This is a genomic window from Paenibacillus qinlingensis (assembly GCF_031455095.1).
Taxonomy (GTDB): domain Bacteria; phylum Bacillota; class Bacilli; order Paenibacillales; family NBRC-103111; genus Paenibacillus_E; species Paenibacillus_E qinlingensis_A.
Genome location: NZ_JAVDSB010000027.1, coordinates 1 through 11686 on the forward strand (window position 1 = coordinate 1; position 11686 = coordinate 11686).

Genomic DNA, 11686 nt, shown 5'->3' on the forward strand with positions numbered 1-11686 from the left:
TGCATGTATTAGGCACGCCGCCAGCGTTCGTCCTGAGCCAGGATCAAACTCTCCATAATAGAAAGATGACTTGCTCATTTGAAGCTAGCGAGATTAATAATCTCATTTATAGTCGATTACTCGACTGTGCTTACTCACTCGTTGTTCAGTTTTCAAAGATCAATTTCTTTCATTTTTTCGTCATCCGTTTCAGCGGCGACTTTTTAAATATATCACAGTACCACCGATGATTGCAAGTCTTTTTTTCTTAAGATTTTTGAGAACATCTAACTAGATAAGACTCACTCGCTTCGTTTCGAAGTGACGAGTTATAAAATAACATAGATAGAGAGGGTAAGTCAAGCACTTACCCCCTATTTTTTTTGAGCTTGGTAATTACGGTTTCTGGCATACTTCGATATTTCCTTCGGAGTAGCTAAACGGGCATACATCCGAAAGATAACCTTATATCTAGATTCTATAGCTCCCTTTATCTCTTGATCAATTCTCTTGTCATTGAGATCGAATAGCATTTCGTCTAGTTCTTTACGTAATACATAATCTAATTCTCTGCATTCTCTCTCATTGAACAAAAATCCGAGCATACATCCATCCAAACCCCTCTCGACTGTAGAGATTCATGGCACTAACAGTTTGTTAGACAGATCAGGAAGGGCTTTCCTGCCCTTCTTCATTTCCGCCTTATTGTTATGCTCAGATTTTGCCAGTTTTATGACAATGAGATTGAAAATATTTTACAAATGCACCAACCAGTAGGTAAGCGTACTTTCAATAATAGCTGCAATAAACAACAAGACAACAATTCCAACGCTAAGCGGTTTGGTTAATTGGAGGACTCTCTTCATTTCAAGTCGAGCACTTCGTTTCTCTGCAGGCACAAGCAGTTGTACTCCCATTTTCCAAACTAACATTCCTAATTTCAATCCATATGCACAGGCAAGTAGTATAACAGGGATTTCAATGATACCGTGTGGCAGTATCCCCTTCACAACTATGGCTAATGTACTTTCATTCGTCTGCAAAGACAGTACATAACCTAGAATCATCCCATTTGCAATCAGCATAAAGAGAGGAAGTATACCTAGGAATAATCCACAAAAAACAATAAGTACGGATTTAATTGCGTTGTTTAAAAAGATAAAAATAAACAGCCAAACTTGCGGATTCTCTTTGCCGCTTATTGATTTAATCATGGGTTGGAGTCCTTCTAACTGCTTTTCCAAGAAGTGTGAAAACTGCTCAGAGTTTGCCCACCCCATATAGAAACTAAAACCAAACACAAGCACTACTACAATAAAATAATGGTTCATTTCTTTGAAATGTCTAAGCAAAACCTGAAAATTCATTCTCTAATTCCTCCAATTTCGGAAGCATAAGTACCCTGTGTACGAGCATACATTATTTACTAAAGGTAATACAAGCTCTCTAATAATTGCTTAACATAAAGGAGGTACAAGCTATTCATGAACTACTTTTTTGTAATCAACGCACGCAAATTCAAACAATACTTGTTCATCGCTCTTGCCATTATCTTCTCCGCGGCTATTATCTATTCCGAACAGAGTAATGTATCTGTCTTCATGAACTCTGAGCCTTCAGCCATTTACAGTGTACAAACCGAGAAGAAAGTTATCGCCCTTACTTTTGATATTTCCTGGGGGGACACACGCGCTGAACCCATCTTGAAAATCCTAAAAGACAACGGCATCAAAGATGCAACTTTCTTCTTATCTTCCCCTTGGAGCAAGAGCCATCCCGACATTGTTTCCCACATTAAGAGCTATGGATTTGAAATTGGCAGCCACGGGAATAAATTCGACAACTACAGCTCACTCAGTGACGAAGAAATCCGAAACGAGATCTCAACAGCACATGGCATTTTAACTGAATTAGTCGGAAAAGAACCGAATCTCATTCGTTTACCTAATGGTGATTTTGACAAACGTGTACTACGAATCGCTGATGATCTTGGCTACTCCGTTATTCAATGGGATACGGACTCACAGGATTGGCTCAATAAAGGTGTCGATACCATTGTGAACCGAGTTGTCAGCAAAGCGCACCCTGGAGATATCGTCCTCCTACATGCTAGTGACTCCTCTCAACAAACACATGAGGCTTTACCAATAATCATCCAGCAGCTTCGAGCAAAAGGCTATCAATTCGTGAGCGTTAGCGAACTTATTAAACAGACTCAAGTCGATACAACCCCCGTTGAGGATCAAGCCATGAAACAAATCCATTAAATATGACAAATAGACAAGAAAAAAGAGCTAATTTAATTAGCTCTTTTTGTTATCCAATATCTTATGTAGCGTCAGAATTTGCCATGCATTACAAACGAATAAAGGTGCCAACATAAATAGACTTGATGCTGCGTTATCCAGTTTTAAAGCGGGTACAGCCTCAAGAATAGTTACTGCAGTCATGAAAAATAAAGTAGGAATGAATGCATTCTTATTTGTCATTTTGACCTTCCAATAGCTAACTGCTAAAGAAATCGCAAGTACGCATACAGGCAAAATGAAGTATCCTAGTAATGATTCCGAGCTGTTAAAATTCGTCTTTCTCAAGTACACAAGGTCGAATAGTACTACGATGACAACGGTAAGCTGTATAAGATCCCAAACTGTTTTGGAACGTATAATACCTACAGCAATGAACCTAACAATTAAATAAGCGAAGAAGCCCATTTGACTTAACACGCTTATGGTAGCCCCACCAAGAATCATATTAACCAGGTTAAATCCAACGGCTGATAATCCCATGACAGAAAATTCTTTGTCTGAAAATTGAAGAATAAGTCCAATCACAGTGGATACAACCACACCTAATACTAGTGTTGTCCAAAACAAGTGAAACCATTTACGTAACGTCACGTTTAATTACCTCCACAAATCAACTCTAATTGTTAATTGTACCAACCTTTACGATAAAAAGCCAATAATGTCCCCTTATATTCTGACCCTAACCACACATACTAACACCATTAAAGTTAAGGGAAGGGAGCATGTAGTTATGTTAAAGACAAGACTTAGAAAGCTTCAGGTCCTACCGGTCATATCAATGGCTTTTCTCCTGGCTTCATGTGGCACCGATAATTCTTCACAAGGACAATCCCAAGCAAATACGTACAAAGAACAGAAGACAATGATACTAGATATCCTTAAATCAGACGATGGTAAAAAAGCCATCAGCGCCGCTAATCGAAGTATAATGAATGGTGATGTGGGGACGAATAGCATTGGGGGACAGTCCCAAATCAAACTCCTCTCTGCAAATGAATCACTCCAGCTGCAAATGGCTGTTAAGGATGTACTGACAGCAAAGGAAAATAATATGTTTTTGACTGACATGATGAAGGATCCTAAGTTCGCAGGCGACTTCGCTATGGCCATTCAAAAGGAAACGAAACAAATGTTCAAGGAATTACTGAAGGATCCTACTTACCAGAAATCATTAATTGATGTCATGAAAAATCCGGACTACGAAAAGATGGTTCTTGATGTCATGAAAACAGCACCGTACCGTCAGCAAATGATGACCGTCATGGAAGAATCCATTCAGAGTCCACTCTTCCGGGCACAATTGGTTGAATTACTCAAGTCTGCAATTGCCCAACAGAGCAAACCCGATCAAATGCCTTCAGCAAAAAGCACAGAGAAGAGTGAAGATAAATCGAAAGAAGAAGGGGATAAGAAGGAAGAAGGAGGAGATGAAAAGAAGAAGGATGACTCCTCTGGGGATTCCGAGAAGCAAGGTGAAGAGAAGAAAGATGGCGGATCCGATTCAGGTTCGTAAATTAAAAGGAAGAGGTTGCAGATTTCCTCTGCTTCCTCTTCCTTTTCACTATTTTTCTAGCTTTGTAATGATTCTATCTGCGACTTCCAAATAGATTTGTCCAGCTTTGGATTCTGCTTTATACACAGATGGCGAGTAATCAATTTCGGATATGTGGTTATCCGGAGCTCCTAATGGAATTTGCGCTAACAGCTCACTGTGTAGATCTTCTGCAAGCTTAGCTCCTCCACCTTTACCAAAAATGTAATCAACGCTGCCATCCTTACTTTCATAATAGGACATGTTTTCAACAATACCTAGAATTTCATGGTTTGTTTGAATAGCCATAGCACCTGCTCTAGCAGCTACAAATGCAGCTGTGGCATGCGGTGTCGTAACAATGACTTCTTTACTTTGTGGGATTAGCTGATGTACATCTAACGCAACATCCCCAGTACCCGGAGGAAGGTCTAGTAGGATGTACTCCACATCCCCCCAATTAACTTCATTGAAGAAATTGCGCAGCATTTTACCGAGCATTGGTCCACGCCATACAACAGGTGCATTATCTTGAACAAAGAACCCCATTGATATTACTTTTACCCCGAATTTCTCTACAGGAATAATCACATTCTCAACAAGTTGCGGCTGCTCTTCAATCCCCATCATATCCGGAATACTAAAGCCATAGATGTCAGCGTCGATAATCCCTACCTTTTTCCCCTTACGAGCTAAAGCAACTGCTAGATTCACCGTGACGGTTGATTTGCCGACGCCACCTTTACCGCTCGCAACTGCGATAAACTCAACCGTAGAGGATTGTGCAAGAATCGGTTGCTGGATTGGAGGTTGAACAGGCTTCGGCGGTGTTGCTTGACCCGAGTGTTCAGAACCTTCCAAACGACTCCGCTCATGGTCAGTCATTAGTCTAAACCTGATATGGACTTGTGGTACTCCTATATTAGCTAACGATTGTTGAATGAATGCTTTGGCATGCTCCTTAAACCCTTCGTCCTCTGTAACGACGATTAGACTTAAAGATACCGCATCTTCCTTCACCATTACATCACGAATCAAATTTAATTCTACTACACTCTTTTTGAACTGAGGTTCTATTAGCGTATTCAACGCTTCTAGGATTTGATCTTTATGTACCATAGCCACATCACACCTTTATTGGGACATTGTCTTCGCGGCTTTAATTATAACACACTATGAAGCAGAACCCACTTTTTCCCCCGCAAAATATCTCAAGATCCCTTGATACACGGATGCAGCCAGCATCTTTTGATAATTGTCATCTGCTAGTAGTTTGGCCTCTTCGGGGTTAGAAAGGAAACCAACCTCTACGAGTGCACTTGGGACTTTTAATGTTTTCAACAAATACACCGTCTTATCAGCTAACTTGGCAACACGATCGGTATTTTCTAGATTACGTCTAAGTTCCGCTTGAATTAATGCCGCTAAGTTCGGATTGTCTGGATTATTTAAATAATAGAACGTTTGTGCGCCTCTCCACTTTTCAGATGGTATACTGTTTAAATGAATGCTCAAAAACATATCAACATTATTGTTTTGGATCAAGTCAGCACGATTATGCAAATCTTGCGTCTTACGTTTGCTGTAGCCTTTTGTGCCCGACTCAGCGAGGTCAGTATCCGTTTCTCTCGTCAAAACAACGATGGCCCCAGCTTGTTGCAAATAATCACGCAACCGCAGGGTAATGGCCAAGTTGATATCCTTTTCAATGATACCATCCTTACTCTCAGCCCCGCCATCAGGCCCCCCATGACCAGCGTCTAGCGCAATTGTCTTACCCGATAAAGGGAGTGTCCAATCCGACCATGTTTTCGTTGCAGGGAGCTCGTACGCATAAATAAAGACAACCAATGCAACTAACATTGCAGAAAGCAATAGTTTCATACTACTGTGAAAGGTCAGCCATACCACTAACCTTTTCTTCCTTTTGCGCATAAAAAAACCACCTCTGTTCCCCTATAGACTCTGTAACATCTATATGGGACAGGGTGGACAAATATACCAGACTTACTACTTAACTCTCCACTTACTTATGAAGACCACATTCTGTTTTCTCACTACTTGCCCAACGTCCAGCACGTGGATCTTCACCTTCAGCAACTTGGCGCGTACAATGAGTGCACCCAATACTCGGATAGTTGCGATCATGAAGTGGGTTATAGATCACATCATTATCACGGATATATTGCCATACATCTTCCGATGTCCAGTTAGCTAGAGGATTAAATTTGATTAGACCAAATTTAACATCGTACTCCACTTTCTTAGCATTAGCACGCGTAGGTGCTTGATCGCGGCGAATTCCCGTAATCCAAGCATCATAGTTTCTAAGAATATCTGTTAAAGGATCAACTTTACGGATATTGCAGCATTTATTAGCATCACTCTTCCATAGTTCGTCACCATGTTCCGCCGCTTGCTCTTCAAGCGTAAGTTTCGGCAAAACTTGAACAAACTTCGTACCATAGTGCTTTTCAAGACGCTCTTTTGTCTCGTATGTTTCGTCGAAGTGAACGTTTGTATCTAAATAAAAAATATCAACGTTAGGGTTAATTTTTTGCAGCATATCGACAAGCACAACGTCTTCAGCGCCAAAACTACATGCTAATGTCAAACTTCCGAATGTATCTACTGCAAGTTTCAACAGCGCCTCAGGCGACTGATCTTCGAATTCTTCCGCTGCTTTCGTTACAAATGCTTCTTTTTCAAATAGATTCATTGTACGATTCCTCCAATAGTCGATAATCCCGACTGCTATTGTGTGATTTATCTTTAATTATATCCGACTTCTGTAAGTAGTCAATGACTTATTACCATTTTGGTATTAACTTTATTATTAGAGGACGAAATCGGGATATATGGAGGTATAAAAAAAGAAAAACCTTTCGCAGCATAAGCCGAAAAGGTTTTTCTTGCGTGCCAAAGGCACAAGATCTTAACGTTTGGAGAATTGAGGAGCACGACGTGCTGCTTTCAATCCGTATTTTTTACGCTCTTTCATACGGGAATCACGTGTTAAGAATCCTGCTTTTTTCAAGGATCCACGGTATTCAGGATCAGCTTTCAACAACGCACGGGAGATCCCGTGACGAATTGCGCCAGCTTGTCCGCTGATTCCGCCGCCATTTGCTAGAACTAGAACATCGTATTGACCGATTGTTTCAGTAAGAGCAAGTGGTTGTTTAACAATTAGTTTCAACGTTTCAAGACCAAAATACTCATCTAGATCACGTTTGTTGATAATGATGCGTCCTTCACCCGGTACTAAGCGCACGCGCGCTACCGAATGCTTACGACGACCCGTTCCATAATATTGAACTTGTGCCACGAAACGTTCCTCCTTATATTAACCGCGAAGATTCCAAACTTCTGGTTGTTGTGCTGTGTGCGGGTGCTCTGCTCCACCGTAGACTTTAAGCTTAGTTTTCAAGCTGTCGCCTAGACGGTTCTTAGGAAGCATACCATGAACTGCGAATTCGATCATACGATCAGGCTTAGTGTTAAGTAGATCCTGAGCGGAAGTCACTTTCAAACCACCTTGGTACATCGAGTGACGGTAGTACATTTTGTTTTGCATTTTCTTACCAGTAAGCTTAATTTGGGAAGCATTGATAACAACAACGAAATCACCAGTATCTACGTGTGGAGTGAACTCCGGTTTGTGCTTACCGCGGATAATGCTAGCAACTTCACTTGCAAGACGGCCAAGTGTTTGGCCTGCAGCGTCAACAATGTACCATTTACGCTCAACTTCATTTGGCTTAGCCATATATGTGGTGCGCATGCTTAATCCTCCTAAAAATATATCTGAAATACATAAGTTATAGTTGTGTTAATTAACATAAGCGATGGATTGTTATGGTCATTTGTGATCAGGGGCTGTGGGGTAGCCGATCACGAAACGCCAAGTTATATTCTACACGATAACGTCCTAAGAATCAAGTGCTGATGTCAACTTTTTAATAGTCAACTTTCCATAGGGTCAAACCCATAGCTTCGGCAGTAGGGCCCGCCTGAGAGCGATCTCTGGCCTCGAGAACACGTTGCATATCGCTAGATGGTCTCTTACCCTCACCGATCTGAATCAACGTCCCTACGATGATCCTCACCATGTTATAAAGAAAGCCGTTGCCTGTTATAATCAACCGAATACGATCTACTTTACCTGTCTCCACCAACTCGTCGGATTCCGTCACCATACGAACCTCATACAAGGTTCTCACTTTGATTTCCTTATCCGTTCTCACTGTGCAAAACGAAGTAAAATCATGCTCACCTAGCAGGCAAGGGAGCGCCTCTCTCATGGCTTCCACATTTAGATGTGTGGGGTGATGATACTCGAAGTTGCGGTGAAAGACATCAGGGAAGCGCGCCGAACGAATCGTATAACAATAGGTTTTACGTTTCGCGGCTTTGCGAGAGTGAAAAGTAGGGGGAACTTCTTCCGCTGTATGTGCGACGATGTCCCTGGGAAGTCTAGCATTTAGAGCTAAGCACCATCGTTGCACTGGAATCTTAGAACTCGTTGTAAAGTTAATAACTTGCGCTTTCGCATGAACACCGGCGTCTGTACGCCCTGATGAAATGACTTTCACCGTCTCACCTGTCAACAAGAAGACAGCCTGCTCTAACCGATATTGAATCGTGTCTGATTTCGGCTGTATCTGGAAGCCAGAATAAGATGTGCCATCGTAACTTATGGTAAAGCGTAGATTTCTCAAGGCTTGTTCCTCCATGAGACATCCTTTCTACCTAGTTCAAGTTGCTTCCGCAACTCTTTTCACTAGAATGCAATCCAAGACTGCAAAAAAAGGGCTTCACCAGAATCTAGTGATTCCGTCCACCCTTTCCCATCCGTCTTCTATGCGCGATCTACTAGCTCTAGGTAAACCATTGGTGCTGCGTCACCGCGGCGTGGTCCCAGTTTAAGGATACGTGTGTATCCGCCTGGACGCTCGGAGTAGCGAGTAGCCAAATCAGAGAATAGTTTTTGAATCGCATCTTGATTTTCGTTAGCAGCTTCTCTGCGAACAAAAGCAGCAACCTGACGGCGTGCGTGAAGATCTCCGCGTTTCGCAAGAGTAATTAACTTCTCAGCGATTGAACGAATTTCTTTAGCTTTTGCTTCTGTTGTTTGAATGCGCTCATGTATGAACAGATCCGTTACCAGATCACGAAATAATGCTTTACGATTACTGGAATCGCGGTTCAATTTTCTGTAGTTCATTGAGTTAACCTCCTTCTGACAAGACTATTCCTCAGTACGTAGACCCAAACCAAGCTCTTCGAGCTTCTCTTGAACTTCTTCAAGTGATTTGCGACCTAAGTTCCGAACTTTCATCATGTCTTCTTCTGTTTTGGTAATCAGCTCTTGTACGGTATTAATCCCTGCACGTTTGAGACAGTTGTAAGAGCGAACGGAAAGATCTAGTTCTTCGATCGTCATCTCAAGAACTTTTTCTTTCTTATCTTCTTCTTTTTCAACCATAATCTCAGCGTCTTTTGCTTCATCCGTCAAACCGACGAACAAGAGCAAATGTTCAGTTAAGATTTTCGCGCCCAAGCTTACTGCTTCTTCTGGTCGAATACTTCCATCGGTCCACACTTCGAGAGTCAACTTATCATAGTTAGTCACTTGACCGACGCGAGTATTCTCAATTGCGTAGTTTACCCGAGTAATAGGCGTGTAGATTGAATCAATTGGAATGACACCAATTGGTTGTTCTTCATGCTTATTTTTGTCTGACTGGACGTAACCGCGCCCTCTGCCCGCATGAATCCTCATGTGAAGACGTGCATCTGGAGACAAGGTAGCGATGTGAAGATCCGGATTAAGGATTTCCACGTCACTATCACCACGGATATCAGCCGCAGTAATGTTACCTTCTCCTTCTGCATCAATTTCTAGCACTTTCTCCTCATCGGAGTGAATCTTCAACGACAAGCCTTTGAGATTAAGGATAATTTCCGTAACATCCTCAAGCACGCCAGGAATCGTTGAAAATTCGTGCAAAACGCCATCGATTTGGACAGAGGTTACTGCTGCCCCCGGCAAGGAGGACAGTAAGATACGACGTAGTGAGTTTCCTAAGGTTGTACCGTAGCCACGCTCCAAAGGCTCAATGATAAATCTACCATAAGCGCCATCTTCACTTAATGCTACAGTTTCTATTTTTGGCTTTTCGATCTCGATCATGAAATGTACCCTCCATTCAATACGTCGGTTCCCTCTGGATACTTCGTTGATAATTTCATAGTACGCCTATCCTTCAATCCATTATTCACGGATTTGGAATAATTATACTACAAAGTGATCCTGAATTATACGCGACGACGTTTTGGAGGACGGCAGCCATTATGAGGAACCGGCGTCACGTCTTTAATCAGGTTTACTTCAAGACCAGCTGCTTGCAAAGAGCGGATTGCAGCTTCGCGGCCAGCGCCTGGACCTTTAACCATAACTTCAACAGTTTTCAAGCCGTGCTCCATTGCTGCTTTAGCTGCTTTTTCAGCTGCCATTTGTGCTGCGAAAGGAGTACTTTTACGGGAACCTTTGAATCCAAGGTTTCCTGAACTTGCCCAAGAAATTGCGTTACCATGCGGATCCGTGATCGTTACGATCGTGTTGTTAAATGTGGAACGGATGTGTGCAACACCGCTCTCAATATTTTTCCGGTCACGACGTTTCGTACGGACGACTTTTTTAGGTTTTGCCATTAGCTCTAACCCCCTTTATTATTTCTTCTTATTAGCTACTGTACGACGAGGACCTTTACGTGTACGAGCATTAGTTTTAGTACGTTGACCACGAACAGGAAGACCACGGCGGTGACGAAGACCACGGTAGGATCCGATTTCGATTAGACGTTTGATGTTAAGGGAAATTTCACGGCGAAGATCGCCTTCTACTTTAAGGGTTTTGTCAATTACATCACGGATTTTGCTCACTTCATCTTCAGTCAAGTCGCGAACGCGAGTACTCGCATCGATACCTGTGGAAGCAATGATTTTCTGAGCAGTTGTAGTGCCGATACCGAAAATGTAAGTCAACGCGATTACAACTCGTTTGTCACGAGGTAAGTCAACTCCAGCTAAACGTGCCATCTACAGAATGCACCTCCTTTTAACCTTGTTTTTGTTTGTGCTTAGGTGTTTCACAAATTACCATTACTTTGCCCTTACGGCGAATAACTTTACATTTCTCACAAATCGGTTTTACTGACGGTCTTACTTTCATTTTAAGCCCTCCTTTTCATCGTAAGCAACCATGTTGCGTTTTCGTTAGAAAACTTGCTTCGTAAGCATACGTCTTGAGAGAGTATTACTTCTAAGCCGAACATTTATTTGAAACGGTAGGTTATACGGCCTCTCGTCAAATCATAAGGCGATAATTCTACGGTAACCTTATCTCCAGGCAAAATGCGGATAAAGTGCATTCTGATCTTTCCTGAAACATGGGCTAGGATTTTATGACCATTTTCCAATTCAACTTTAAACATTGCATTCGGAAGAGGTTCAATCACTGTACCTTCTACTTCAATTACATCTTCTTTGGCCACAGTCATTCTCCTTTCTCTTGTGCTTCAACTTGCATAAGCTCAACGAATTTGGCGATTGCAAAGCGCAATTTTCCATTAGTCACACGACCTGTATCCCTAATGCTTGACGCTACTTCACTGCTAATCGTTTCTTGTAAATGAAGATGGTTCAGGTTCTTCTTCTTCGGTTGATCGAATTTGCGATTAACGCCGTCGGCAAGCCAGACAAAGCGATCATCAACAAGACCAATCACGACCGCATATTCTCCGGGATCTCTACCGCGAAGCACCTTTACGATTTGACCCACTTGCGGAATCTTACTATCCAC

The 11686-nt window shown here is 42.0% G+C and carries 18 protein-coding genes and 1 rRNA gene; 2 read left to right on the forward strand and 17 right to left on the reverse strand.

Translation table 11 applies throughout. The features are described from left to right. The 3 genes from J2736_RS32240 to J2736_RS32250 form a co-directional block, all read right to left on the reverse strand. Positions 1-59, reverse strand: a 16S ribosomal RNA gene (locus J2736_RS32240); the annotation flags it as partial. A gap of 294 nt (positions 60-353) precedes the next feature. After that, positions 354-584 (reverse strand): hypothetical protein, encoded by a 231-nt coding sequence (locus J2736_RS32245; RefSeq protein ID WP_056618222.1) that lies wholly within the window; start codon positions 582-584, stop codon positions 354-356. Positions 585-734: 150 nt separating this feature from the next. Further along, complete coding sequence (locus tag J2736_RS32250) at positions 735-1346, reverse strand: stage II sporulation protein M (RefSeq protein ID WP_310502653.1); 612 nt, start codon at positions 1344-1346, stop codon at positions 735-737. A 117-nt stretch (positions 1347-1463) separates the two neighbouring features. Between J2736_RS32250 and pdaB the strand changes: the two genes are divergently transcribed. Then, a complete protein-coding gene (gene pdaB, locus J2736_RS32255) occupies positions 1464-2246 on the forward strand; it encodes a polysaccharide deacetylase family sporulation protein PdaB (RefSeq protein WP_310502654.1) in 783 nt (260 codons plus the stop codon). Between the two features lie 36 nt (positions 2247-2282). On the opposite strand, the gene J2736_RS32260 is transcribed toward pdaB, so the two are convergent. Further along, the gene (locus J2736_RS32260) at positions 2283-2879 is read right to left on the reverse strand and encodes a KinB-signaling pathway activation protein (RefSeq protein WP_310502655.1); all 597 of its coding nucleotides are present in this window, start codon (positions 2877-2879) and stop codon (positions 2283-2285) included. A gap of 139 nt (positions 2880-3018) precedes the next feature. On the opposite strand from J2736_RS32260, the gene gerD reads away from it, so the two are divergent. Then, positions 3019-3801 carry a spore germination lipoprotein GerD gene (gene gerD, locus J2736_RS32265; protein WP_310502656.1) on the forward strand — a complete coding sequence of 261 codons (783 nt, stop codon included), beginning with the start codon at positions 3019-3021 and terminating at the stop codon, positions 3799-3801. A gap of 48 nt (positions 3802-3849) precedes the next feature. Here the strand turns inward: gerD and J2736_RS32270 are convergent, their stop codons facing one another. The 13 genes from J2736_RS32270 to J2736_RS32330 all read right to left on the reverse strand — a co-directional run bounded on the left by J2736_RS32270 (position 3850) and on the right by J2736_RS32330 (position 11686). Next, positions 3850-4938 (reverse strand): P-loop NTPase, encoded by a 1089-nt coding sequence (locus J2736_RS32270; RefSeq protein WP_310502657.1) that lies wholly within the window; start codon positions 4936-4938, stop codon positions 3850-3852. Between the two features lie 54 nt (positions 4939-4992). Next, positions 4993-5754, reverse strand: coding sequence for an N-acetylmuramoyl-L-alanine amidase CwlD (cwlD, locus tag J2736_RS32275; RefSeq protein ID WP_310502658.1), 762 nt, complete (start codon positions 5752-5754; stop codon positions 4993-4995). A gap of 91 nt (positions 5755-5845) precedes the next feature. Further along, positions 5846-6538 carry a phosphoadenylyl-sulfate reductase gene (locus J2736_RS32280; protein WP_310502659.1) on the reverse strand — a complete coding sequence of 231 codons (693 nt, stop codon included), beginning with the start codon at positions 6536-6538 and terminating at the stop codon, positions 5846-5848. Between the two features lie 216 nt (positions 6539-6754). After that, entirely contained in the window at positions 6755-7147 is a 393-nt protein-coding gene (rpsI, locus tag J2736_RS32285) for a 30S ribosomal protein S9 (RefSeq protein ID WP_057313444.1), read from the reverse strand. A gap of 18 nt (positions 7148-7165) precedes the next feature. Then, the gene (gene rplM / locus J2736_RS32290; protein WP_310502660.1) at positions 7166-7603 is read right to left on the reverse strand and encodes a 50S ribosomal protein L13; all 438 of its coding nucleotides are present in this window, start codon (positions 7601-7603) and stop codon (positions 7166-7168) included. A 175-nt stretch (positions 7604-7778) separates the two neighbouring features. Next, positions 7779-8540: a tRNA pseudouridine(38-40) synthase TruA gene (truA, locus tag J2736_RS32295; RefSeq protein WP_310502661.1), complete on the reverse strand. Its 762-nt coding sequence runs from the start codon at positions 8538-8540 to the stop codon at positions 7779-7781. Positions 8541-8680: 140 nt separating this feature from the next. After that, a complete protein-coding gene (rplQ, locus tag J2736_RS32300) occupies positions 8681-9046 on the reverse strand; it encodes a 50S ribosomal protein L17 (RefSeq protein ID WP_057304263.1) in 366 nt (121 codons plus the stop codon). Between the two features lie 24 nt (positions 9047-9070). Beyond that, entirely contained in the window at positions 9071-10015 is a 945-nt protein-coding gene (locus tag J2736_RS32305; RefSeq protein ID WP_056618255.1) for a DNA-directed RNA polymerase subunit alpha, read from the reverse strand. Between the two features lie 125 nt (positions 10016-10140). Next, positions 10141-10536, reverse strand: a complete 396-nt coding sequence (rpsK, locus tag J2736_RS32310) for a 30S ribosomal protein S11 (protein WP_028557470.1) — start codon at positions 10534-10536, stop codon at positions 10141-10143. A gap of 18 nt (positions 10537-10554) precedes the next feature. Further along, on the reverse strand, positions 10555-10923 hold the full coding sequence (gene rpsM / locus J2736_RS32315; RefSeq protein ID WP_028557471.1) for a 30S ribosomal protein S13: 369 nt from the start codon (positions 10921-10923) through the stop codon (positions 10555-10557). A gap of 19 nt (positions 10924-10942) precedes the next feature. Continuing rightward, positions 10943-11056: a 50S ribosomal protein L36 gene (rpmJ, locus tag J2736_RS32320; protein ID WP_171632730.1), complete on the reverse strand. Its 114-nt coding sequence runs from the start codon at positions 11054-11056 to the stop codon at positions 10943-10945. Positions 11057-11159: 103 nt separating this feature from the next. After that, a complete protein-coding gene (gene infA, locus J2736_RS32325; RefSeq protein ID WP_009676800.1) occupies positions 11160-11378 on the reverse strand; it encodes a translation initiation factor IF-1 in 219 nt (72 codons plus the stop codon). A gap of 2 nt (positions 11379-11380) precedes the next feature. Next, positions 11381-11686 (reverse strand): KOW domain-containing RNA-binding protein, encoded by a 306-nt coding sequence (locus J2736_RS32330; RefSeq protein ID WP_310502662.1) that lies wholly within the window; start codon positions 11684-11686, stop codon positions 11381-11383.

Bases quoted from the DNA above. Each gene is read 5' to 3' on its own strand.
- rplQ (WP_057304263.1), bottom strand. From the start codon at position 9,046: ATGAACTACAGAAAATTGAACCGCGATTCCAGTAATCGTAAAGCATTA.
- rpsK (WP_028557470.1), bottom strand. From the start codon at position 10,536: ATGGCAAAACCTAAAAAAGTCGTCCGTACGAAACGTCGTGACCGGAAA.
- cwlD (WP_310502658.1), bottom strand. From the start codon at position 5,754: ATGCGCAAAAGGAAGAAAAGGTTAGTGGTATGGCTGACCTTTCACAGT.
- rpsM (WP_028557471.1), bottom strand. From the start codon at position 10,923: ATGGCACGTTTAGCTGGAGTTGACTTACCTCGTGACAAACGAGTTGTA.
- J2736_RS32280 (WP_310502659.1), bottom strand. From the start codon at position 6,538: ATGAATCTATTTGAAAAAGAAGCATTTGTAACGAAAGCAGCGGAAGAA.
- J2736_RS32250 (WP_310502653.1), bottom strand. From the start codon at position 1,346: ATGAATTTTCAGGTTTTGCTTAGACATTTCAAAGAAATGAACCATTAT.
- rpmJ (WP_171632730.1), bottom strand. From the start codon at position 11,056: ATGAAAGTAAGACCGTCAGTAAAACCGATTTGTGAGAAATGTAAAGTT.
- rplM (WP_310502660.1), bottom strand. From the start codon at position 7,603: ATGCGCACCACATATATGGCTAAGCCAAATGAAGTTGAGCGTAAATGG.
- J2736_RS32305 (WP_056618255.1), bottom strand. From the start codon at position 10,015: ATGATCGAGATCGAAAAGCCAAAAATAGAAACTGTAGCATTAAGTGAA.
- pdaB (WP_310502654.1), top strand. From the start codon at position 1,464: ATGAACTACTTTTTTGTAATCAACGCACGCAAATTCAAACAATACTTG.
- gerD (WP_310502656.1), top strand. From the start codon at position 3,019: ATGTTAAAGACAAGACTTAGAAAGCTTCAGGTCCTACCGGTCATATCA.
- J2736_RS32270 (WP_310502657.1), bottom strand. From the start codon at position 4,938: ATGGTACATAAAGATCAAATCCTAGAAGCGTTGAATACGCTAATAGAA.
- J2736_RS32245 (WP_056618222.1), bottom strand. From the start codon at position 584: ATGCTCGGATTTTTGTTCAATGAGAGAGAATGCAGAGAATTAGATTAT.